Genomic DNA, 22,918 nt, shown 5'->3' with positions numbered 1-22,918 from the left:
CTATCAGACTCTTTCGTGTCCGATTTCCTCGGTGCCTTTCCGGTTCCCGCTCCGGCCTTTCGGCTTTCGCGTTTCCCTTTCCGGCGGCTCCGACTTTATCAGGTCTCATTCGTCTCTCTGACCACGGTCACCGCAGACATGCGGAACCGGACCCAGGGATAGGATCTGATCTGAAGGATGCCGCCGGGAGCCGGACGCTTGCTGCGTCCCACGGCCCCAGGCAGGAGTACGACTGTACATCGGGGTCCGGGCGGGCGCAAATCGCTTGTGCACTGCCTCTACTCCCGCCAACCGGGACCACTCATGCGGAACCGGGACTTCTTATGACTTACGCTTCTGAACAGTGCGTCGTCCAGGACAGGTAGTGACGGCGGCTATGAATCTCCACCCCCTGGGAGGCTTGCCATGACCAGTGTTTCGTCCCCGCTCGCAGGACGTGCCATTGGGCTCTCCGCTGTACCGGATCCCGTGTTCTCAGGCGCCATGGTCGGGCCCGGCACGGCCATCGATCCCGCGCGTGAGCCCTCTGAGGCCGTCTCTCCCGTGGACGGCATCGTCGTCTCTCTTCACCCCCACGCCTTCGTGGTGGTCGACGACCAGGGTCACGGCGTGCTGACGCACCTCGGTATCGACACCGTCCAGCTCAACGGCGAGGGCTTCGAGCTCCTCGTCAACAAGGGTGACACCGTGCAGCGCGGCCAGGCCGTCGTGCGCTGGGACCCGTCGGCCGTCGAGGCCGCCGGCAAGTCTCCGGTGTGCCCCATCGTGGCCCTCGAGGCCACCGCCGAGTCTCTCTCCGACCTCGTCGAGGACGGCGAAGTGAAGGCCGGCGACGCTCTCTTCAGCTGGAAGTGACGTCATCGCCGTCACTGACGGCACGCAGGACAACCACCGCGACGGCTGGGCCCGTCGCACTACCGGAGACGGGTGAAATGGAGACAACGCTGCGAGGCGTCGGTGTCAGCCACGGAGTGGCGGTCGGCGAGGTCCGGCACATGGGCACGGCGGTTCTCGAGCCGCCGGCCAAGCAGATTCCCGCGGAGGAGGCCGAGCGCGAACAGGGGCGTGCTCGCCAGGCCGTGGAAGCTGTGGCGGCCGACCTGAATGCGCGCGGCAACCTGGCCGGTGGCGAGGCCCAGGCGGTGCTCGAGGCGCAGGCCATGATCGCTCAGGACCCGGAGCTCATGTCCGACGTCGACCGGCGCATCACCGTCGGCAGCACGGCCGAGCGCGCTGTCTACGACGCGTTCTCCCACTACCGCGAACTGCTGGCCGGTGCCGGTGAGTACATGGCCGGTCGGGTGGCGGACCTCGATGACGTGCGCAACCGCATCGTCGCGCGCCTGCTGGGCGTTCCGATGCCGGGTGTTCCGGACAGCGACCAGCCGTACGTACTGATCGCGCGTGACCTCGCGCCTGCGGACACCGCGCTGCTCGACCCCGCGCTGGTGCTCGGCTTCGTCACCGAAGAGGGCGGCCCGACCAGTCACAGCGCGATCCTCGCGCGTGCCCTCGGTGTACCGGCCGTGGTCGCGCTGCCGGGCGCCGGTGAGCTCGTCGAGGGCACGGTCGTGGCCGTGGACGGCAGCACCGGTGAGATCTTCGTGGACCCGAGCGCGGAGAAGCGGGAGCAGCTCGAGGCTGCCGCCGCCGAGCGCAAGGCCGCGCTGGCCGCGTCGTCCGGTCCGGGCGCGACGTCCGACGGACACAAGGTGCCGCTGCTCGCGAACGTCGGCGGTCCCGCCGATGTACCGGCCGCCGTCGAGGCGGGGGCCGAGGGTGTCGGCCTGTTCCGTACCGAGTTCCTGTTCCTTGACGACAGCACCAAGGCGCCGTCCGAGGAGAAGCAGGTCGAGGCGTACCGCAAGGTGCTCGAGGCCTTCCCCGAGGGCCGTGTCGTCGTGCGTGTCCTGGACGCCGGTGCCGACAAGCCGCTGGACTTCCTGACGCCGGCCGACGAGCCGAACCCGGCGCTCGGCGTGCGCGGGCTGCGGGCGCTGCTCGACCACCCCGAGGTGCTGCGGACGCAGCTGACCGCGCTGGCCAAGGCCGCCGAGGGTCTGCCCGTCTACCTCGAGGTCATGGCGCCGATGGTGGCGGACCGTACCGACGCCAAGGCGTTCGCGGACGCGTGCCGTGAGGCGGGGCTGCGGGCGAAGTTCGGTGCGATGGTCGAGATTCCGTCGGCCGCGCTGCGGGCGCGCTCGATCCTTCAGGAAGTCGAGTTCCTCTCGCTGGGCACCAATGACCTCGCCCAGTACGCCTTCGCCGCCGACCGGCAGGTGGGTGCGGTGTCCCGGCTGCAGGACCCGTGGCAGCCCGCGCTGCTCGACCTTGTCGCGCTGTCCGCCGAGGCGGCGAGCGCCGAGGGCAAGAGCTGTGGCGTGTGTGGCGAGGCGGCTTCCGACCCGTTGCTCGCGTGTGTGCTGACCGGTCTGGGTGTCACCTCCCTGTCGATGGGTGCCGCGTCCATTCCTTACGTGCGTGCGACGCTCGGCAAGTACACGCTGGCCCAGTGCGAGCGTGCCGCGTCGGCCGCCCGTGCCGCGGACAGTGCGGAAGAGGCTCGCAAGGCCGCGCAGGCGGTGCTCTCCGGCGAGTAGCCGACGCGTGCTTGGTTTCGAGGGCCGCCCCACCGTTCGGTGGGGCGGCCCTCGTGTGTTCAGTGCGTGTGGTCCCCTTCGGCATCGTCTGCTTCGAGGCTGGGTGCGGCGCAGTAGTCGACGTCGGATTCGGGGGCTACGAGTTCACCCGTGATGGCGTCGGTGCAGTAGGCGTCGAAGACTTCGGCTTCGGTGAGGGGCTGGAGTCGGCCGGCGCTCATGCGCCAGCCCTGGACGCGGTCGCGGGTGCCTTCGGCGCTGGAGCGCAGCACCATGCCGGCGGCGCGATGGGTCGCGATGCCGACGGCGAGGACCGTCGCGAATTCGAGGGCCTCGGTGTGGTCGAGCAGGGCGCGCCCTTCGGTGTCCACCTCGGCGTGGAGTGCGGCGAGGAGGGTTTCGGGGTCGGAGGGCACGCTGCACACGAGGTGGCGGGTGCCGGGGCGGGTGGTGTCGAGGGCCTGGGTGATGAGTGCGGAGGCCCGGTTGAAGGCGGCTTGCCCGATGTCCTCGCCGCAGGTTGCGCAGGTGCCCGCGCGGGCGAGGACGACGGTCGCGTACTCCCAGGTGGCGCGGCGGACCGCCTCGTCGACGAGGTCGGGGACGAGGTCGGCGAGGGGCTGTCCCTCGTACGGAACGGTGGGGCCGCCGGAGGCGAGTGCCGCGGTGAAGCGGCTGCGACTGTCGGAGGTGTCCGGGTTCAGGCCGGTCTCCGCGCAGTAGTCCTGGAACTCCTCGGGGTCGAAGAGCGCGATGGTGGTGTGCCGCCCCTGGGAGGCGAGAGTTCTGAGGAGGCCTTCGACCTGCTGGAGGTAGGTCTCGTGGTCGTCGAAGGTGAAGGTGCGGTAGCGGCGCATGGCCGCGAAGTCCTCCTCGTCGGCCAGCAGGCCGATGGTTCCGGCGACTTCGCGGCGCAGTGCACGTCGCATCGTGTCGTTTCGGGTGTCCGCCATGACTTTCCCCCTGCACTCGGTCGATCAATGCTCACTCACAGTAACGAGCGCCACTGACAATCGCCGCTGAGCTGGGGAAAGGCTCGGATCTCAGGCGCGCTCGCGGGCCAGGTCCGAGTAGAAGTCGAGGAGTTCGAGGCGGTCGACGGAGCCCGGATTGACTGCCTTGTCCAGAGGTGACCCTTGCAGGAGGCGCTTGACCGGGACCTCGATGCGCTTGCCGGTGAGGGTGTGCGGGATGCCGGGGACCTCGATGACCTCGTCGGGGACATGGCGCGGGGAGAGCTGCTCGCGGATCGTCCGCTTGATCCGGTCGCGGAGGGTGTCGTCGAGGGCGGCACCTTCGGCGAGGTGGACGAAGAGCGGCATCCAGTAGCCGCCGTCGGGCTGTTCGACGCCGATGACGAGGGATTCGCGAATCTCCGGGAGGCGCTCGACGGCTTCGTAGATGTCGGCGGATCCCATGCGGACGCCCTGGCGGTTGAGCGTGGAGTCGGAGCGGCCGTGGATGACCACCGAGCCTCGTGAGGTGACGGTGATCCAGTCGCCGTGCCGCCAGACGCCGGGGTAGGTGTCGAAGTAGCTGTCGTGGTAGCGGGCGCCGTCCGGGTCGTTCCAGAAGTGGATCGGCATGGACGGCATGGGGTTGGTGACGACCAGTTCGCCGACCTCGTCGGTGAGCGGTTTGCCGTGGAGGTCCCAGGACTGGAGGTCCGTACCGAGGCAGGGTGCCTGGAGTTCTCCGATGTGCACGGGAAGCGTCGGGACGGCTCCGGCGAAGCAGGAGCAGACGTCGGTGCCGCCGCTGACCGAGGCCGTCCACAGTCCGCCCGGGGTGTCGACGAACTCGTCGTGGAGCCAGCGGAAGCCGTCCGGGGGCAGCGGGGAGCCGGTCGTGGCGACGCAGGTGACGCGGGAGAGGTCGAAGTCGCGGGCGGGGTGGACTTCGGCCTTGCGGCAGGCCATGACGTACGCGGCCGAGGTGCCGAAGAGGGTGGCTCCGGTGCGTTCGGCGATGCGCCACTGGGCCGCGGTGTCGGGGTGGCCGGGGCTGCCGTCGTACAGGACGATCGTGGTGCCCGTGAGAAGGCCGGAGACGAGGAAGTTCCACATCATCCAGCCCGTCGAGGTGTACCAGAAGAAGCGGTCGTCGGGGCCGAGGTCGCAGTGCAGGCCGAGCTGCTTGAGGTGTTCGACGAGGATGCCGCCCTGGGACTGGACGATCGCCTTGGGCAGGCCTGTGGTGCCGGACGAGTAGAGCACCCACAGTGGGTGGTCGAAAGGTACGGCCTCGTAGGTGGGGGCGGTGTCCCCTGTGGTGAGGGCCGACCATTCCAGGGCGCCTTCGGGGGCCTCGGTGCCGAGCAGCGGAATGTGGACGACCGCGCGGAGGCTGGGCAGTTCGGAGCGGAGTTCGGCGACGGTGTCGCGGCGGTCGTGCTCCTTGCCTCCGTAGCGGTAGCCGTCGACGGTGAACAGGACGACCGGTTCGACCTGCTGGAAGCGGTCGAGGACGCTGCGGGCGCCGAAGTCGGGGGCGCAGGAGGTCCAGACGGCGCCGACAGCGGCGGTGGCCAGGAGGGCGACGACGGCCTGCGGGATGTTCGGCAGGTAACCGCTGACGCGGTCTCCGGGGCGTACGCCGAGGGCGCGCAGTTCCGCCGTCAGGGAGCCGACCTGACGGCTCAGCTCGGCCCAGGTGACGGGTTGGGGGTCGTGGCTCTCGTTCACGTGGAGGAGAGCGGGGGTGTCCGCGCGCGTGGGGTCGTCGGCGGCGCGCAGTGCGTGTTCGGCGTAGTTGAGGGTCGCTCCGGGAAACCACTCGGCCCCGGGCATGGTGCGGTCGCCGAGTACGCGCGCGTAGGGGGTGGTGAAGCGGACGTCGAACCAGTCGGTGACGGCCTTCCAGAACGTCTCGAGCTCGGTCACCGACCAGTGGTGCAGCGCTTCGTAGCCTCCGTCGGCCGGGGCTCCGTAGTGCTCGGCGGCCCAGGCCTGGAACCGGGTGACCTGCGCTCCGGCGATCCTCTCCGGGCTCGGCTGCCAGAGCGGCGCAGGGTTCGCTGAGGACGTCATGGGGCGGCTCCCGGACTGTACGCGTCGTATGCGTGTGGAGTGCGCACGTGCTGGGTGTGCGCGTGAACACGGCTGCAAGGACGATGCCATGTGATCGACTTCCGCACCAGGGTGTGCCCCACACAGTCGGCCTCGCGGCTGTGTGGCGTCGCCCCAGGTGAACGGCCAATGAACGGGGCACACATATGGCTTCTTCGGTGGCAGGGTGAGCAGCATGAACGGTCGTGACCTGGTGCGTTCGGTGAAGGTGGTCGGCATGGTCGGCACGGCGCAGGGGTTGCGCACGGTGCGCTCCTCGTGGCGCAGATGGCGGGCGGACGCGGCGGCGGTCGTGCCGCTGGGCGCGGAGCGCGCGCGGGTGCCGGGGCCCGTGACGGGGATGGAGCAGGAGCCGGGCGGTGGTGTGGTGCGGTTCGCCCGCGCCGAGCTGCGGGTGCGGGTGACCGTCGGCGGAGCGGTCTTCCTGGGGTGGGACGGGGCGGAGCCGGAGCCGTCGTACGCGTTGGCGGGCCGGAGCCCCGAGCCGGATCCGCGGGCCGTGCTGGAGCCCGACACGGAGGGCGGCTGGCGGGTGGTCTCGGAGCGCGTGACGGTGGTCGTCTCGCGGTACGGGGCGGTGGAGCTGCGCACGCCAGGCGGTGTGGCGTTGCGGCGAGATCTGCCGCCCCGGTGGTGGGAGCGGGCCGATGGTGGCGCGGGGCGGTGGGTGCAGCGGTCGGAGGTGCCTGCGGAGGCGCGGTTCTTCGGTCTCGGCGGCCGGTCCTCGGGGCCCCGGCTGCGGAACGGGACGTACCGGCTGTGGAACACGGATCCGGGTGGGTCCTTCGGGCCGGGCGACGATCCGCTGTACATCACCATGCCGGTGCAGATGGTGGTGGCCGACGCCGCCACGCATCTGGTGTTCCACGACAACACGTGGGAGGGCGCTGTCTCCCTCCACGAGGGCGTGGAAGGTGCCGGTTCCGGCCATGACAGGGCCGGTTCGTGCGAGGTGCGGATGAGTGGTGGTCCGCTGCGGTACTGGGCGATGGTCGGCACTCCCGCGCGCGTGCTGCACTCGTGGGCGTCGCTGACCGGTCCGCCGGCGCTGCCGCCCTCGTGGGCGCTCGGGCACCATCACGCGCGGTGGGGCTTCGGCAGCGAACAGGAGGTGCGGCGGATCGTCGCCGGCTATCAGGAGCGCGGGCTGCCGCTGGATGCGGTGCACCTGGACATCGATCACTACGAAGCGCACCAGGTGTTCACCGTCGACAGGGAGCGGTTTCCCAAGCTGCCGCAGCTCGCGGACGAGCTGCGCAAGGGCGGGATCCGGCTCGTGTCGATCGTCGATCCGGCGGTGAAGTCCGAGCAGGGGGTGGAGGCGTACGACAGTGGAATGGCCGCCGATGTCTTCGTGCGGGATGCCTCGGGGCGTCCTGTGCGTGGCGTCGTGTGGCCCGGGGAGGCGGTGTTTCCCGATTTCACCGACCCACGCGCGCGTAAGTGGTGGGGCACGCTCTACAAGGAGCGTCTCGATCAGGGTTTCTCGGGTTTCTGGCACGACATGAACGAGCCGGTGTCATTCGCCGCGTTCGGCGAGGCGACGCTGCCGCGGTCGGCGCGGCACTCCCTGGAGGGGCGTGGCGGTGACCATCGTGAGGCCCACAATGTCTACGGCCTTGCGATGGCCCGTGCCGGGTACGAAGCGGTGCGTGCGCTGCACCCCGAGGAGCGGCCCTTCTTGTTCTCGCGTTCCGGGTGGGCGGGGATGCAGCGCTACGGAGGGACGTGGTCCGGGGACGTGTCCACGGGCTGGCCGGGGCTTCGGGCGTCGTTGTCGCTGGTGCTGGGGCTCGGGTTGTGCGGTGTGCCGTACTCGGGTCCTGATGTGGGCGGTTTCGACGGCAGTCCGTCTCCGGAGCTGTTTCTGCGGTGGTTCCAACTGGGGGCGTATCTGCCGCTGTTCCGTACGCATGCGGCGATCGGGGCGGGGCGGCGTGAGCCGTGGGAGTTCGGCGACGAGGTGCTGGGGCACGCGCGCGAGGTGCTCGTGGAGCGCAGGCGGCTGTTGCCGTACTTCGTGACGCTCGCCCACCTCGCGCGGCGTACCGGCGCTCCTTATGTGCGGCCCCTGTGGTGGGGGAATCCGGAGGACAGGGCGTTGCGGGACTGTGAGGACGCGTTCTTGCTCGGCGACTCCTTGTTGGTGGCACCGGTGCTGGAGAGCGGTGCGGTGCGGCGGGCGGTGCGGCTGCCGCGGGGGCGCTGGTACGACACGGCGACCGGCCGGGCCTACGAGGGGCCGGGGAAGGTGCTGGTGGACGCTCCGTTGTCGCGCGTCCCTGTGTTCGCACGCGCGGGCTCGGTGCTGCCCGTGCGCGGGTGCGAGGGTGGCATCGAGTTGGAGGCGTGGGCGCCCGCCCGGGGGCGTTCCGGGGGCGGCCTCGTGGTGGCCGACGCGGGTGACGGGTGGGCGGAGGCGGAGCTCGAACGGTTCACGACGCGGTGGAGCGAGGGGCGGGTCGTCGTCGAGCGGGAGGGTAACGAGGGCGGGCCCGCACCGGAGCGCCCGGTGCGGGTGCGGGGAGTGGACGGGTGAGGGTCAACCGCGACGCGGGGGCCGACTGCGGCTGAGGGGTGTGGCGTGGCCCGCCGGGGGCCGGTGGCGGTTGCCGGTCAGTAGCGGCCCTCGAACCATGCGCGCGCCGCCAGTGTGTGCAGCGGGAAGGCGAGTTCTTCGGGGCGGCGCAGCAGGTCCCAGCCGTCGGTCTCGTCCGTCGGGGCGGACCGCGGGAGATCTGCGGCAGGCCGTGCGGGGAGGAGGCCGAAGAGCAGGAGGTAGCCGTCGGTTGCGCTCATGGCGTCGACCAGGCGCACGTCGCGGCTCTCCGCTCCGATGCCGGTCTCTTCCTTCAGCTCGCGCACGACCGCGTCGCGCCAGTCCTCGCGGTCGTCGATGAACCCGCCGGGCAGTGCGATGCCTCCCCGCGCGGGAGCGATGGTGCGGGTGATGACGACCAGGCCGGTGCCCTGGGTGTCGTACACGGGCTGGAGCGCGACCGCGACGGGCAGCGGGTTGCGATGGGCCACCGCGCCGCAGTGGGCGCAGGTGCGGGGCCAGCTCACGGGCTGGTCCTCGTAGGACGTTCCGCAGCTCGAACAGTGGGAGCCCGGAACGGAGTTGGTGAGGTGTGGGGATGCGGACACGCCGCGGACTGTATCCGATCCCTGTCGCGCCGGTCTTTCGCGGGTGGCGGTGATCCTGATAGACGCTGGGACATGACAGGACTTGTCCCCGCCCTGCGGAATCTCGCCCTCTGTGCCGCGGCTCTGCTCTCCGTGGCCGCCGTCCCCTCCCCCGCGCACGCGCGTGCCGAGCCGAAGGCTCCTCCGGAGTTCGTCGCGCTGCGCGACATCGACCCCACGATCATCCAGGAGATGCGTTACTTCACGCCGCACAACTTCGTGGGTGAGCCAGTAGACGGCTACAGAAAGCCGATGTGCATCGTCACCGAGCCCGCGGCGAAGGCCCTGCACAAGGCGCAGCGCAAGCTGCTGCGCACGGGCTACTCCCTGAAGGTGTACGACTGCTACCGGCCGCAGCGGGCCGTCGACCACTTCGTACGCTGGGCCGAGGACCTCGCCGATGAGCGCATGAAGGCGGAGTTCTATCCCCATGTCGACAAGTCGCGGCTCTTCGCGGACGGGTACATCGCGGAGAAGTCCGGGCACAGCCGGGGCTCGACGGTGGATCTGACGGTGGTGCGGCTGCCGGCCGCGCCTACCCGGCCGTACATTCCCGGAGAGCCACTCAAGCCCTGCTTCGGGCCGCGCGGCGAGCGTTTCCCCGACAACTCCGTGGACATGGGGACGGGATTCGACTGCTTCGACACCCTTTCGCACACGGATGACCCCCGGATCAAGGGGAAGCAGCGCACAAACCGCGATCTCCTGCGCAACGCGCTCGGCAAGGAGGGCTTCGTCAACCTCCCCGAAGAGTGGTGGCACTACACGTACAAGCCCGAGACGTTCCCCGACACCTACTTCGACTTCCCTGTCTCCCGGAAGTCGTTGCGGGGGAAGTGAGGCCACCGGCGGCACAGGTGACGCAGGGGGTGTCCGGGACCACCCCCGTCGGCCCCGGACACCCCCTACCGATACTCGGACGCGAAAGGAGGCCATCCGGTTCACCGCGTCTCCCGGATTTCACTCCTTCGGCGAAGGCCGGCCGCCCCGTGGCGGATTCCGGCGCCCCCTGACGAAAGCCGGTTGACCGTGGCACACTTCTGACGTTCCGTCAGATCCAGTGCTCTGGAGGGGCCTTGTCGCGAACGCGCACACCCGTAGTGGCCAACTGGTTCGCCGGGGAGGGTGACGACTTCCGTCTGCTGGGCACGCGCTGCACTGCGTGCGCCTGTGTCTTCTTTCCGCGCGAGGACAGGTTCTGCCGCAATCCCGGTTGTGCGGGCGGCGAGCTGGCCGAGGTGCCGCTGTCGCGGCGCGGCCGCGTCTGGTCGTACACCGACGGCCGCTATCGACCCCCCGCCCCCTATGCCTCCGACCCGGAACTTCCCTGGGAGCCCTACACGTTGATCGCTGTGGAGCTGGAAGCGGAGCGGATGGTGGTGCTCGGGCAGGCGGTGCCCGGGATCTCCGTGGCCGATCTGGAGGTCGGCATGGAGGTGGAGGTCGTCCCGGGGGTCCTGAACGAGGACAGCGGGACGACATGGACGACCTGGCACTGGCGGCCCGTGGGGGTGGGCGCATGACGACAGAGGTGGCCGTGCTCGGCGCGGGGATGCACCCCTGGGGCAAGTGGGGGCGAGGTTTCGTCGAGTACGGAGTGGCGGCGGCACGCGCGGCGCTCGCGGACGCCGGGGTCGAGTGGCGGGACGTGGGCTCGATCGTCGGCGCCGACACGGTGCGCGGCGGCTATCCGGGGTACGTCGCGGGGGCCACGTTCGCCAAGGCGCTCGGCTGGCAGGGCGCACGCGTGGCGAGTGTGTACGCGGCCTGCGCGTCCGGCGCCCAGGCGATCAACACGGCACGGACGCAGATCCTCGCAGGCATGGCCGACGTGGTCCTGGTGGTGGGCGCCGACGCGGCACCGAAGGGGTTCTTCCGTCCGGCGGGCGGGGACCGGCCCGACGACCCCGACTGGCTGCGGTTCCGTGTCCTCGGAGCGACCAATCCGGCCTACTTCGGCCTGTACGCGCGCCGCCGGATGGCCGTGCACGGCGACACCCTGGAGGACTTCGCCCAGGTCAAGGTGAAGAACGCCGCGGCCGGCGCACTCAACGCGAACGCGCGCTACCGCAAAACGGTCACCACCGAGGAGGTCGCCGCGTCCGCCGTCGTGGCCGATCCGCTGCGGCTGCTCGACATCTGCGCCACCTCGGACGGCGCCGCGGCCCTCGTGCTCTCCAGCATGGCGTTCGCACGCCGGCACGGAGCGGTGGACCCGGTGCGCATCCGCGCGGTGTCCACCGTCACCCCGACGTATCCGACGACGGTGCTCGACCTGCCGGACATCGCGACGGACTCGGCCGCGGGCGTGGACCCCGGCGACGGGACGTTCCGGGCGTCCATCGCGCGAGCGGCGTACGAAGAAGCGGGCATAGGTCCCGAGGACATATCGCTGGCGGAGGTCTACGACCTGTCGACCGCTCTGGAACTGCAGTGGTACGAGGACCTGGGGCTGTGCGGCGAGGGCGAGGGCGCCAAGCTGCTGCGCGACGGAGTGACGGCGCCCGGCGGACGCGTACCCGTGAACACCAGTGGGGGCCTCGCTTCCTTCGGGGAGGCGGTGCCGGCCCAGGCCATCGCTCAAGTATGCGAAGTGACGTGGCAGTTGAGAGGGGCGGCAGGGGCCCGGCAGATCGAAGGGGCGCGGGTGGGGGTCACCGCGAACCAGGGGCTGTTCGGGCACGGGTCGTCGGTCGTGGCGGTGCGCTGAAGCCCTCCACGGAGCCGCGGGACGGCTCTGGCGCGGACGCGGGGCTCCTCGGGCGGCAGAGGGCGCCTGAGGGCCCGTCACGGGCGCCGCTGAGGAAGCTCACACGCCGGTTAACCGGTGCCGCCCGCGACCTTGACGCTCCATCACCATCGGTGAACACTTCCGGGTGTCAGTCGGCGTCGCCGCACCTCGGCTCCCCGCGCACAGATGTTTCTGCGCGCGTGCAGGGTCGGCACCAAGGGCCTGTCCAGCCTCTTCAACAGGTCATCCCCCATCGGCGATCCGACTGTGACGGCACGCTCGCCATGGGCGCCGGGCGAGGTTCGGGAGACCTCTGCCTCCGGCTGCGTCAGCCGGGCGTATCCAGGCGGTAGTCGTGGGAACGCACCCTGCACGGAGGACCGGGGCGCACTGCCCCGGGCGAGGTCCTAGGAGCCGCCATGTACTCGAACGGGGACATCTTCGTCGGTGAGGTCATCGGCACCGCGATTCTGATTCTTCTCGGCGCAGGCGTCTGCGCCGCCGTCACACTCAGCCATTCGAAGGCGAAGGCCTCCGGGTGGGTCGTCATCGCCTTCGGATGGGGCTTCGGCGTGCTCGCCGGCGCGTACACCGCGGGCCCGCTCTCCGGCGGTCACCTCAACCCGGCCGTCACGCTCGGCATCGCGATCCGCACCGGGGAGTGGGACAAGACCTGGATCTACGTCCTCGGGCAGATGGTCGGCGCGATGCTGGGTGCCGTCCTCGCCTACCTCGTGTACCTGGCGCAGTTCAACGCCAACGTCACGCGGGGCGCGAAGGGCGACTCGGAGGGCGTGCACGTGCCGACGCCGACGCTCGGGATCTTCTCCACCATCCCGGAGATCCGGAACCCGGTCGCCAACATCATCACCGAGGTCATCGCCACCGTCGCCCTGGTGCTGCCCATCCTGGCCTTCGGCCTCACGAAGGGGCTCGGCGAATCCGGCACACAGACACTGATCGTGGCCTTCCTTGTCGTCGGCATCGGTCTCTCCCTCGGTGGTCCGACGGGGTACGCCATCAACCCGGCGCGCGACCTCGGTCCGCGCATCGTGCACACGTTCCTGCCGATCCCCAACAAGGGCACGTCCGACTGGAGCTACGCCTGGGTTCCGGTGGCGGGACCGCTGATCGGCGGGGCTCTCGCGGGCCTCATCTACAACGCAGCCTTCTGAGTCTGCGCAGCCTTCTGAGTCTTCTCACCAAGGTCATCAAGGGGTAGCCATGCCGGACAGCTCCGAGAAATTCGTCGCCGCCATCGATCAGGGCACCACGTCGAGCCGTTGCATCATCTTCAACCAGGACGGCGCGATCGTCGCCGTGGACCAGCGCGAGCACCGCCAGATATTCCCCAAGCCCGGCTGGGTGGAGCACGACGCCACCGAGATCTGGTCCAAGGTGCAGGCGGTGGTCGCAGGGGCGATCGCCAAGGCCGGGCTCCGCGCCGACCAGCTGAGCGCGCTGGGCATCACCAACCAGCGGGAGACCACTGTCCTGTGGGACCGCGCGACCGGCAAGCCCGTGCACAACGCGATCGTCTGGCAGGACACCCGCACTTCGGCGCTCTGCAACGAACTGGGGGGCGCGGACGGCCAGGACCGCTTCCGCGAACAGACGGGCCTGCCCCTGGCGAGCTACTTCTCCGGCCCCAAGGCCGCCTGGCTGCTCGACAACGTGCCGGGGCTCAGGGCCCGCGCCGAACGGGGCGAGATAGCCTTCGGGACCATCGACTCCTGGCTGATCTGGAACCTCACGGGCGGCACCGACGGCGGCAAGCACGTCACCGACGTCACCAACGCTGGCCGCACCATGCTGATGAACCTGGAGACGCTCCAGTGGGACCAGTCGATCCTTTCGGCGATGAACGTCCCCGAAGCGGTCCTGCCGGAGATCAGGTCGTCGGCCGAGGTGTACGGAACGGCGGTGGGCCAGCTCTCCGGAGTACCCGTCGCCTCCGCCCTGGGCGACCAGCAGGCGGCTGTCTTCGGGCAGGCCTGCTACGACACGGGGACGGCCAAGAACACATACGGGACGGGCAGTTTCCTCCTGCTCAACACCGGCAACCGGCCCGTCCCCTCCAAGAACGGCCTGCTCACAACGATGGGCTACAAAATCGGCTCCGAAGCGCCGGTGTACTGCCTGGAGGGGTCGATCGCGATCACCGGCGCCCTGGTGCAGTGGTTCCGGGACCAGCTCGGCATCATCCGCAATGCTGACGAGATCGAGACTCTCGCGGCGAGCGTCGACGACAACGGCGGGGCGTACATCGTGCCGGCGTTCTCCGGCCTGTACGCGCCCTACTGGCGCTCCGACGCACGCGGCGTCGTCACCGGACTCACCCGGTACGTCACCAAGGCACACCTCGCGCGTGCCGTCCTGGAGGCGACGAGCTGGCAGACGCGCGAGGTCGTGGACACCATGTACCAGGACTCCGGGGTGCGGATCACCACCCTCAAGGTGGACGGCGGCATGACCAAGAACAACCTCCTGATGCAGCACCAGGCGGACGTCCTGGGTGTGCCGGTGATCCGTCCCAAGGTCTCCGAGACGACCTGTCTGGGCGCCGCGTACGCGGCCGGACTCGCGACCGGCGTGTGGAACGACCTGGACGAGCTGAAGGCCCACTGGCAGCAGGACGTCGAGTGGACCCCGCGCATGGACGCGACGTCGCGGGACCGCGAGTTCCACAACTGGCGCAAGGCGGTGGAGCGGAGCTTCGGCTGGCTGGAGGAGGGCGAGGGCTGACGGCCGGGCCGAACGGAACTGCGGCCCGTACCCCAGTCGGCGGGGGTACGGGCCGCAGCGGTGACCGCGAGCCGAAAGCGCGCTACGTAGTGACGGGTTCCCGAGCCGCCGCGGCCGCCGCCATCGCGTGTTCGACGACGTCGATGAGGACTTCCTTGACCGTCTCGCGGTCACGCGCGTCGCACATCACCACGGGCACGTGGGTGTCGAGATCGAGGGCCTGGCGCACGACGTCGGCCGGGTAACGGTTGGCGCCGTCGAAGCAGTTGACGCCGACGACGAAGGGGATGGAGCGTCGTTCGAAGTAGTCCACGGCGGCGAAGCAGTCCTCAAGGCGTCGCGTGTCGGCGAGGACGACGGCGCCCAGCGCGCCGGTCGCCAGCTCGTCCCAGAGGAACCAGAAACGGTCCTGTCCCGGCGTACCGAAGAGGTACAGGACCAGGTCCTCGCGGAGCGTGATGCGGCCGAAGTCCATGGCCACCGTGGTGGTGTGCTTGCCCTCGACGCCGCTGGTGTCGTCGATGGGCCTGCCTGCCTCGCTGAGGGTCTCCTCGGTGCGCAGCGGCTTGATCTCGCTGACCGCGCCGACCAGCGTCGTCTTGCCGACGCCGAAGCCGCCGGCCACGAGGATCTTCAGCGTGACCGGCTCGACGGGGGCCTTGTCGCGCTCAGTGCGCTTGAAGATCATCGCTCACTTCTCCTGCATCGGTGGTGTCGCGCGGGGCCGGTCCGTATCCGCCGCCGCCAAGGGGGTTCGATCACGAGTACATCGCCGGGGGCGCCGCCACGCCGCTCAGAGCGCCCGGAGGCCGCTGATCACATCGCGCAGAATGCTCTCGTCCGGCAGCTCGGCGGGGGGCACGGGACGGGTCACGTGCACCAGTTCGTCGTCGACGAGGTCCCCTATGAGGACGCGGACCACGCCGATGGGCAGGTCGAGTTCGGCCGCCAGCTCGGCGACCGACTGAGGCGTGTCACGGCACAGCCCAACGATGTCCACGTGCTCCGGAGACAGCGTCCGGTCGGTTTCCGGGACGTCGTACGCATGGGCCTCGGTGACGACGACCGCGATCAGGTCGAGCCGGTGCTGTCCGTTGCTCGTGGTGCGGCCGCGCGTCATGGCGTACGGCCGCACTACGGGGCCCGCGTCGTCGTCGAACCAGCGGGGCGGCTCCTGCGCCCGCGATAATTTCCGCGTCGTTGTGGTTCTCTGCGTCCCTCGACCGTCTTCGCTCATGACCTCCCACTACCCCCCGGCGGGCAGATCCGTGCGCGGTGCCGTACCCAGATGCACGCCCACCCGCTTGACCAGCAGCGTCATTTCGTACGCGACCAGACCGACGTCGGAATCTGCGTCCGCGAGGACGGCGAGGCAGCTGCCGTCACCCGCGGCCGTGACGAAGAGGAAGGCGTCGTCGAGTTCGACCACGGTCTGGCGGACCCGGCCCGCCTCGAAGTGCCGGCCCACGCCCTTGGCGAGGCTGTGGAACCCGGAGGCGACGGCGGCGAGGTGCTCGCTGTCCTCCCTGGTCAGATTCTTCGACACGCCGGTCGGCAGGCCGTCTCCGGAGAGCACGAGTGCCTTGCGGATGCTGGCGACGCGCTGCACCAGATCGTCGAGGAGCCAGTTCAGCTCACCCCGTCCCCCGGTCGTGGTGGTGGTGCGTGCGTCGGCATTCGGTGCGGTCATCGACCGTCCCCCTCGGGTGTCGTTCCTGGTGCTGTGCCGTCCGTGGCGTCGTCGCCCGCGGCATTTTCGTCGCGGCCGCGCTGCCAGCCCCGCTGGAGCGATGCCATGCGGCTGCGTACCTCTTCGGCGTCCCGCTCCTCCGGCCCGGTCTCGGCGCGTGGGGGGCGGTGGTCGGGTCCGTCCTTCAACTGCGGGGCCAGGTTGGCCTGCCGTACGCGGCGGGGCAGCCCGCCCACGGTGGTCGTGGTGGTCCGGTCCCCGGCACGGCCCTCGGCCGCGGCGCGGCGACTACGTGACGGGAGGTCGGTCGGCGCGGCGTCGACGGCCGTGACATCGCGGTGCGGAGGCGCCAGGCCGGGCCATGTGGGCTGCTGCCGGCGCTGCGGGGACGGGATCTCGTCCTCGGCGGCCGGGTCCAGCGGCCTGCTCTCCGCGGAGCTGTCCTCCTGGAAGCGGCGGTCCGTCTGGAAGCGACTGTCCGACTGCAAGCGGGTTTCCGATTGCAAGCGGTTGTCCGTCGGGAATCGACTGTCCTCGGAGGAGTCGCTTTCCCGGACCCCGTCTCCGGAGAAGCGGCTTTCCTTCGACCTGTCGTCGGGGAAACGGCTGTCCTGGGGCTTGGTGTGCGTCACCGGGCGGCCGTTGGAGCGGACCAGTTTCGGGGTCCTTCGGCGCGGCAGCGGAACGGGGCCTCCGGAGTGGGTGTCCTCGGCGGGGTCGTCGTCGGCGGGCGCGGTGTCGCGGCGGGTCGGCTCCGCGCGGCCCGCCTCGCGGTCGTCGCGGGCCTGCTGGTGCTGTTCACCGGACGTGCCCGCCACCCGGCGGCGGGGCCGGAAGAGGCCGCCGCGCTCGCTGTCCTCGTCGTCGAGGGAGCCGGGGAAGCCGCCGAGTTCCGCCATGCCGACGGGCGCCTCCAGCTCGACGGGGCCGTCGAGGACGGACGCGGGCAGGCCCGGCAGCTGTACGGGCACCTGGGCGAGGGCCGCGGCACGGTCGACGCCCTGGTCGGCGCCCCTGGTCCGTTCCCTGTCGATCCGGAAGCCCGCTCCGTCGGTGTCCGGCACGTCGTCGGTGAGCAAGGTCTCGGGGATGAACACGACGGCGGTCGTGCCGCCGTACGGCGAGGGCTGCAGCGAGACGCGGACACGCTGGCGCTGCGCGAGCCTGCTGACCACGAACAGGCCGAGCCGGTCGGTGTCGGAGAGCTCGAACTCGGGGGTCTCCGCGAGGCGTAGGTTGGCGTCCAGGAGGGCGTCGGGGGTCATTCCGAGGCCCCGGTCGTGGATCTCCAGGGTGAAGCCGTTTGCCACGTGCTCACCGTGCACCTGTACGGCGGTGTGCGGAGGCGAGAACACCGTGGCGTTCTCCAGGAGTTCGGCCATGAGGTGCGTGAGGTCGGCGACCGCGGGCCCGGTGACCGCGATGCGGGGCAGGCGGCGCACCTCGATGCGCTCGTAGTCCTCGACCTCGGCGACGGCCGCGCGGACGACGTCCATGAGCTGGACGGGCTTGCGCCACTGCCGTGAAGGGGCGGCGCCGGACAGGATGACGAGGCCCTCGGCGTGCCGCCGCATGCGGGTGGTCAGGTGGTCGAGCCGGAACAGGTCGGCGAGCTCGTCGGTGTCCTCGGTCCTGCGCTCCATGGTGTCCAGGAGCGTGAGCTGCTTGTGCAGCAGGACCTGACTGCGGCGGGCGAGGTTGACGAAGACCTCGGAGACGCCGCGGCGCAGGTCGGCCTGTTTGACGGTGGCCTCGACCGCGGCGCGCTGCAGGGTGTTGAGTGCCTGGCCGACCTGACCGATCTCGTCCTTGCCGTACGTCAGGCGGGGCGCCTCGGTCTCCACGTCGACCTGCTCGCCGGCCGCCAGGCGACGCAGCACTCCGGGCAGCCGGACGCCGGACGCCTCGTGGGCCTCCAGTCGCAGGCGGCGCAGGTCCCTGATGAGGCCGCGGCCGATGCGTACGGACAGGAAGAGGGAGACCAGCAGGGCGAGCAGGCCGAGCACGCCGGCCGCGATGACGCGGATGATCACACGGACGGCCGCGGGCTCGACGCGGTCCTGGAAGCGGTCGGTCGCCTCCATGTTGCTCTCGGAGAGGTGCTTGAGGACGCGCCCCGCGGCCGTGTCCCAGTGGGCTGAGGTGACCGCGCGCGGGGTGCCTGCCCCGGACTCGATGATGGCCTGCTCGGCCTTGCGCAGCTGGGTGGCCTCGGTGCCGTTCCAGTAGCGCTCGTAGCGGACGCGTTCGTCCTCGGGGACCTGGGCGAAGTTGACTTCGGCGAGGAGTCCGCGCTGGGCCCGCAGCTCGGTGGCCTGGCGGATCTCGGACTTGGTGATCCGTCCCGCGACGAGCGCCGAGCCGATCAGCGCGTCCTCGCGGGACAGCAGTTCGCGCGCGCGGGTGGCGCCGACGAGCGCACGGCCCTGCTGGTCGTACTGCATGTCGTCGAGGCCGGAGAAGCCGTTGAGCGTGCTCAACAGGTCGAAGTAGGGGTTGATCAGCTCGGTGTACCTCTTCAGGGCGCCGGCCCGGGTGATCGTGCCCTCTTCGACGCTGCGGCGCAGTGGGTCGATGCTGTCGAAGGCTTCGACGAGCTCGTTGAGCCGCTTGCGCGATTCCCCGCTGACGCCGTCGCGGACGTCCGGGTGCCGGGCGTTGGCCCGGATCTTGTCGATCATCCCGTCGGTCGCCGTGCGGCTGCGGCGCAGCGCGGACATGGCGTCCGAGGCCCGTGGGTCGGCGAGGTAGACGAGGGTCTGGCGCCGCTCCTGCTGGATCACGCGCGCCGTGTCCTCGACCGGATAGGCGAGCTTATCGACCACGTTGACCGAGTCGACGAGGTCCAGCGCCTGGCGACCCGTGATCACGGTGGTGAAGGCCCAGATCGCCGTGAGGGAGAACAGCGGCACGAGCAGCAGCGCCACGATCTTCCTGCGGATGGACTTCCCGCGAAAGCGCATGGCCTCCCCCAGATCGGCCCCCTGCGGCCGTTGCACGGGCCAGGGGCACACATGTGCGTCAACAAACGGCGCGAGCCTACTACTGACTCACGGACAACTCGAAGGCGCATCCGAACGCTTTTCGGCCGTGACGCGAAAGGGACGTCCGCAGTTGTCCCTCCATTACGGGACTTTGCGTCCCAGCATGTGGCGGCTCTTACCGGGGCTCATCCGCCGTTGTACGCACGCCAGTTGGCCGAATTCCTTCGCTCCCCGGAAGCGGAGCGGGAATCTTTCGGATCTCTCGTTCGTCCTTGAGGAAGAGAGCCGCGGGCCGCGGTCAGGTCACCGGCACGCCTCGGGCGCGTGACGGGGCGGGCGACATGAAGCGCGGCATAACGGGCAGTCCGGAGGGTGACCCGTGAACGGCCGCGAGCATCGGGGGGAGAGACGGAATGATGGGTACGGCAGAGCGCCACAGGGAGTCCGGGGGCGGGCAGCAGCACCGTGAATTGGCGGAGGAGCGGCCGCCGTTGTGGGTCGAGGAGCCCGCGCGCAGACGACGGCTGCCCGATCCGGTGCGGACGGCCGCGGTGCGGGCGGTGATCATAGTGGCGCTCACGCTCGTGCAGGCCATGGTCGCCTTCCTCGCCGCCCTCGCCGGGTCGTGGCTCTCCTTCCCCATGGTGCTGAGCAGCGTGGCCAGCACGGTCGTCGCCACGTGGGGCGTGCTGGACGTGTGGGTGACCCGCCAGGTCTGGAACCAGCGCAACGGAGTGGTGTCGATGCCGAGCAGCACGGCGCGGCGGCTGCGGCGCGAGCGGCGCCGGGCCCGTCGTGAGGCGCGGGCCGTGGCGCGCGGGAAGGGACGCATACACGGGCACAGCGGGCCTGGGCGGTTGTCCCACTCCTGAGCGGCGGCGATACGGGCCGACGACTGGGCGCCGCCGAACAGTACGGCTGGGCACCGCTGGACAGGCCGACGGCTGCTCGTGGGCGGCCTCAGACTCCGGCGAGCTCTGCCGCCCGATCGGCGGCCAGGCCCCTGCGCACCTTCATGAAGGGACGGGCGCGGTCGACCGCGAGGACCGCCGTGGTCCGTCCCGCGCGTTCGTAGACGGCAAGGAGCCCTTCTCCACGCGCGCCCGCCGCCGGGTCGTCGCCCAGACCGTCCGGCGAGCCCTCGACGATGCGTACGGTGTCGCCGTTGCTCCGGTGGCCGGCGAACTGGATGCGGGAGCCGTACTGGTCCGACCAGAAGTAGGGCAGAGAGTGCACCGTGTCGACCGTGCGTCCGGCGAGCAAGTTGCGTACGGCTGAGCGGGGTTGCTCCGTGGCACTCGTCCAGTGCTCGGCGCGGACCCCGCACACCCTGGCGACATCGCCCACCGCGACGACCTGGGGCAGCGCCGTCACACAACCGTCGTCACACAGGACACCGTCGTCCACCACGAGAGGAGAGCCGGCGAGCCAGCGCGTGTTGGGGGTTGCCCCGATGCCGACGACGACCACGTCGGCGGGCAGCAGCCGCCCGTCGGTCAGTTCGACGGTGGTGACGGAGCGAGCGGCCTCAGCGGCTTCCGTGGTACGCGCATCAGCCGTCCACGCGGCGGACGCGTCCAGCCCCTTCGCACCTCGGAGCCCCGCCACGCCCACCCCTGTCAGCAGCCTGGCCCCACCGCGCGCATGCAGCCCCGCGCACATGGAGGCCATGTCGGGGCCGAGTTGGGCCACGAGGGGCAGCGGTGCGGCCTCGACGACGGTGACGTCATGGCCGAGGGCCACGCAGGAGGACGCGGTCTCGGCGCCGATGAAGCCACCGCCGATCACCACGACACGACGCGGCTCGCGCGTCAGCTCCGCCCGCAGTGCCCGGGCGTCGTCCAGCGTGCGCAGGGTGTGGACGCCCGCGAGCGGAGGCCCGGGGAGGCGCCGCGCCGACGCACCGGTGGCGATGACGACGCCGTCGCCCGCCACGGTGCGGCCGTCGTCGAGGACGACCGTGCGGCCGCGTGCGTCGAGGGACCTGGCCCGCGCGCCGAGCAGCCACTCGGCGGCGAGTTCGGCCGTCTCCTCCTCGTCGGCGAGGGCGAGTTGCTCCTCGTCCGCGGCGCCGGTGAGAATGCTCTTGGACAAGGGAGGCCGGTCGTACGGCAGGTGCGGTTCGGCGCCGATGACGATCAGGCGGCCGTCGAATCCCTGGGCGCGCAGCTCCCTGGCCGCGTACAGACCGGCGAGCGAGGCACCCACCACGACGACGGTCCTCATGCCGCGGATCCCTTCTCCGCGGCGTCCGCGCCGCCGTCACCCGCGGCTCCCGCGTCGGAGGCGACGAGCACATGGATGACACCGTCCTCCACGTACACCTGGTGGGTACGGACGGGGCGGCGGGCGGGCAGGCACGTCGGCCAGCCGGAGCGAAGGTCGAAGGTCGCGGCGTGCAGGGGGCACTCGATCAGACAGCCCTCCAGCCATCCCTCCGAGAGGGAGGCATCCTGGTGGCTGCACGTGTCGTCGATGGCGTAGAGCTCACCGTCGGCGTTGAACACCGCGACGGGCGGTGTGGTGTCGAGACGGACGGAGTCGCCTGCGGGGAGGTCTTCAAGGCGGCATACGGGGATCATGGGCCCCCCTCTGGGTGTGATTCGGCCCGGTCCTCGGCCTCTGGTGGGCCAAGACCCTTCGGTAACATGATGTTTCGCATGGCGCACGAGGGAGCGCTATGCGCAACAGAATCCGGGTGGGGCGCCCATCGCGTCAAGGGCTTCCCGAAGACGCGGCTTCAACAGGCCGCCAGGTGGTGAGAGTTCAGATATGACGGGCGACCGGAAACAGGCTGATCAGGACAGCGCATCCCGCGGTGAGCCGCGGGAGAAACAGCCGAAGGGGGCGGCCGGATCCGTCCAGTCCGTGGACCGCGCGGTGAGCGTCCTGGAGATCCTCGCGCGGCACGGCGAGGCCGGAGTCACCGAGATCGCCGACGAGCTGGGCGTCCACAAGTCGACGGCCTTCCGGTTGCTCGGCGTCCTGGAGAACCGGGGTCTGGTCGGCCAGGCGAAGGACCGTGGGAAGTACTTCCTGGGTGCGGGGATACTCCGCCTCGCGGGGGCGGCGGCAGTACGCATGGACATCTCCCAGGAGGGCGGCCCGGTCTGCCGCGAGCTCGCGGACGAGCTGGGCGAGACGGTCAACATCGCGGTCCTGGACGACGACGCCGCCGTCAACATCATGCAGGCCCGCGGCCCGGCGTCGGTGACGGCGCAGAACTGGCTGGGCCGGCGCACCCCGCTGCACGCCACCTCCAGCGGAAAGGTGCTCCTGGCCCATCTGCCGACCACCCTGCGCGAAGGCCTGATGGCCCGTACCCTGCCGCGCCTGACCGAGCACACGGTGACCGGCACCGTGGCGCTGCGCGGGGAGCTGGACGCCGTGGTCGAGCAGGGCTTCGCCGTGGCCGTCGAGGAGCTGGAGGTGGGCCTCGCCGCCGTCGCCGCGCCGGTGCGCGCGCACGACGGCAAGGTGATCGGCGCCCTCAGCGCCTCCGGCCCCGTCTACCGGCTGACCGAGGACCGCCTGACCGAGCTCGGCAAGCGCACCGTCGCCGCCGCCGTCGAGCTCTCCCGGCGGATGGGGTACGGCTTCTGAGATTTCCCGCGCCCGAACCGCACCCCGCCCGGACCGCACCCCGCCGGACCGTGGCACGGCCGGTGCGCGGGCCGGACACGGGGTCGCGGACGCAGCGCCGCAGCGTACGAACTCGTGAGGGCGGAGCCGGGAGTTCACGGCTCCGCCCTCACGCACGCGTGCGCGCCCCCCCCTGCGCTCCCAGGAGCGGCGAACGGCTTGGCTCCACCCCCTTGACGGCCTCTTGATGGCATTCTCACTATGTCTCTCATAGCGCAACCGAACGTGCAGGACGCAACAACACCGTCACGCCGTGCGCAACAGCAGAG

The 22,918-nt window shown here is 70.6% G+C and carries 19 protein-coding genes; 10 read left to right on the top strand and 9 right to left on the bottom strand.

Features of this window, described 5'->3' with window-relative positions; all coding sequences use genetic code 11:
* The first annotated feature begins 405 nt into the window (after positions 1 to 405).
* Both AC07DO_RS26645 and ptsP read left to right on the top strand, forming a co-directional pair.
* Positions 406 to 855, top strand: a complete 450-nt coding sequence (locus tag AC07DO_RS26645; protein WP_150182667.1) for a PTS sugar transporter subunit IIA — start codon at positions 406 to 408, stop codon at positions 853 to 855.
* A gap of 77 nt (positions 856 to 932) precedes the next feature.
* Positions 933 to 2,603, top strand: a complete 1,671-nt coding sequence (ptsP, locus tag AC07DO_RS26640; RefSeq protein WP_479063226.1) for a phosphoenolpyruvate--protein phosphotransferase — start codon at positions 933 to 935, stop codon at positions 2,601 to 2,603.
* 59 nt (positions 2,604 to 2,662) lie between these two features.
* Here ptsP and AC07DO_RS26635 read toward each other — a convergent pair whose 3' ends face one another.
* Positions 2,663 to 3,556, bottom strand: a complete 894-nt coding sequence (locus tag AC07DO_RS26635) for a hypothetical protein (RefSeq protein ID WP_479063224.1) — start codon at positions 3,554 to 3,556, stop codon at positions 2,663 to 2,665.
* Between the two features lie 90 nt (positions 3,557 to 3,646).
* A complete protein-coding gene (locus AC07DO_RS26630) occupies positions 3,647 to 5,632 on the bottom strand; it encodes an acetoacetate--CoA ligase (RefSeq protein ID WP_479063222.1) in 1,986 nt (661 codons plus the stop codon).
* Positions 5,633 to 5,846: 214 nt separating this feature from the next.
* Between AC07DO_RS26630 and AC07DO_RS26625 the strand changes: the two genes are divergently transcribed.
* Positions 5,847 to 8,210 (top strand): glycoside hydrolase family 31 protein, encoded by a 2,364-nt coding sequence (locus AC07DO_RS26625; RefSeq protein WP_479063220.1) that lies wholly within the window; start codon positions 5,847 to 5,849, stop codon positions 8,208 to 8,210.
* A 77-nt stretch (positions 8,211 to 8,287) separates the two neighbouring features.
* Here the strand turns inward: AC07DO_RS26625 and AC07DO_RS26620 are convergent, their stop codons facing one another.
* A complete protein-coding gene (locus AC07DO_RS26620) occupies positions 8,288 to 8,818 on the bottom strand; it encodes an NUDIX domain-containing protein (protein WP_479063218.1) in 531 nt (176 codons plus the stop codon).
* A 72-nt stretch (positions 8,819 to 8,890) separates the two neighbouring features.
* On the opposite strand from AC07DO_RS26620, the gene AC07DO_RS26615 reads away from it, so the two are divergent.
* The 5 genes from AC07DO_RS26615 (at position 8,891) to glpK (ending at position 14,333) form a co-directional block, all read left to right on the top strand.
* On the top strand, positions 8,891 to 9,697 hold the full coding sequence (locus tag AC07DO_RS26615; RefSeq protein WP_479063216.1) for a M15 family metallopeptidase: 807 nt from the start codon (positions 8,891 to 8,893) through the stop codon (positions 9,695 to 9,697).
* A 236-nt stretch (positions 9,698 to 9,933) separates the two neighbouring features.
* The gene (locus AC07DO_RS26610) at positions 9,934 to 10,380 is read left to right on the top strand and encodes a Zn-ribbon domain-containing OB-fold protein (RefSeq protein WP_479063214.1); all 447 of its coding nucleotides are present in this window, start codon (positions 9,934 to 9,936) and stop codon (positions 10,378 to 10,380) included.
* Positions 10,377 to 11,567, top strand: a complete 1,191-nt coding sequence (locus AC07DO_RS26605) for a lipid-transfer protein (RefSeq protein WP_479063212.1) — start codon at positions 10,377 to 10,379, stop codon at positions 11,565 to 11,567. Before AC07DO_RS26610 ends, AC07DO_RS26605 begins: the two co-directional genes overlap by 4 nt.
* A 440-nt stretch (positions 11,568 to 12,007) precedes the next feature.
* Positions 12,008 to 12,763: an MIP/aquaporin family protein gene (locus AC07DO_RS26600; RefSeq protein WP_479063210.1), complete on the top strand. Its 756-nt coding sequence runs from the start codon at positions 12,008 to 12,010 to the stop codon at positions 12,761 to 12,763.
* Positions 12,764 to 12,812: 49 nt separating this feature from the next.
* On the top strand, positions 12,813 to 14,333 hold the full coding sequence (glpK, locus tag AC07DO_RS26595; protein WP_479063208.1) for a glycerol kinase GlpK: 1,521 nt from the start codon (positions 12,813 to 12,815) through the stop codon (positions 14,331 to 14,333).
* A gap of 82 nt (positions 14,334 to 14,415) precedes the next feature.
* On the opposite strand, the gene AC07DO_RS26590 is transcribed toward glpK, so the two are convergent.
* The 4 genes from AC07DO_RS26590 to AC07DO_RS26575 all read right to left on the bottom strand — a co-directional run bounded on the left by AC07DO_RS26590 (position 14,416) and on the right by AC07DO_RS26575 (position 18,986).
* Complete coding sequence (locus AC07DO_RS26590) at positions 14,416 to 15,021, bottom strand: GTP-binding protein (protein WP_479063206.1); 606 nt, start codon at positions 15,019 to 15,021, stop codon at positions 14,416 to 14,418.
* Between the two features lie 105 nt (positions 15,022 to 15,126).
* Complete coding sequence (locus AC07DO_RS26585) at positions 15,127 to 15,570, bottom strand: DUF742 domain-containing protein (protein WP_479063204.1); 444 nt, start codon at positions 15,568 to 15,570, stop codon at positions 15,127 to 15,129.
* Between the two features lie 9 nt (positions 15,571 to 15,579).
* Positions 15,580 to 16,023, bottom strand: coding sequence for a roadblock/LC7 domain-containing protein (locus AC07DO_RS26580; RefSeq protein WP_479063202.1), 444 nt, complete (start codon positions 16,021 to 16,023; stop codon positions 15,580 to 15,582).
* Entirely contained in the window at positions 16,020 to 18,986 is a 2,967-nt protein-coding gene (locus AC07DO_RS26575; protein ID WP_479063200.1) for a sensor histidine kinase, read from the bottom strand. The genes AC07DO_RS26580 and AC07DO_RS26575 overlap by 4 nt, the downstream gene beginning before the upstream one ends.
* Before the next feature lie 434 nt (positions 18,987 to 19,420).
* On the opposite strand from AC07DO_RS26575, the gene AC07DO_RS26570 reads away from it, so the two are divergent.
* Positions 19,421 to 19,879, top strand: coding sequence for a hypothetical protein (locus AC07DO_RS26570; RefSeq protein ID WP_479063198.1), 459 nt, complete (start codon positions 19,421 to 19,423; stop codon positions 19,877 to 19,879).
* 88 nt (positions 19,880 to 19,967) lie between these two features.
* On the opposite strand, the gene AC07DO_RS26565 is transcribed toward AC07DO_RS26570, so the two are convergent.
* Complete coding sequence (locus AC07DO_RS26565) at positions 19,968 to 21,233, bottom strand: NAD(P)/FAD-dependent oxidoreductase (RefSeq protein WP_479063196.1); 1,266 nt, start codon at positions 21,231 to 21,233, stop codon at positions 19,968 to 19,970.
* Entirely contained in the window at positions 21,230 to 21,589 is a 360-nt protein-coding gene (locus AC07DO_RS26560) for a bifunctional 3-phenylpropionate/cinnamic acid dioxygenase ferredoxin subunit (RefSeq protein ID WP_479063194.1), read from the bottom strand. Before AC07DO_RS26560 ends, AC07DO_RS26565 begins: the two co-directional genes overlap by 4 nt.
* 190 nt (positions 21,590 to 21,779) lie before the next feature.
* Between AC07DO_RS26560 and AC07DO_RS26555 the strand changes: the two genes are divergently transcribed.
* Positions 21,780 to 22,610, top strand: a complete 831-nt coding sequence (locus tag AC07DO_RS26555; protein WP_479063192.1) for an IclR family transcriptional regulator — start codon at positions 21,780 to 21,782, stop codon at positions 22,608 to 22,610.
* Positions 22,611 to 22,918 lie beyond the last annotated feature (308 nt).

The organism is Streptomyces sp. NPDC045678 (assembly GCF_056432085.1).
This window is presented reverse-complemented; position numbering and strand designations above follow the sequence as displayed.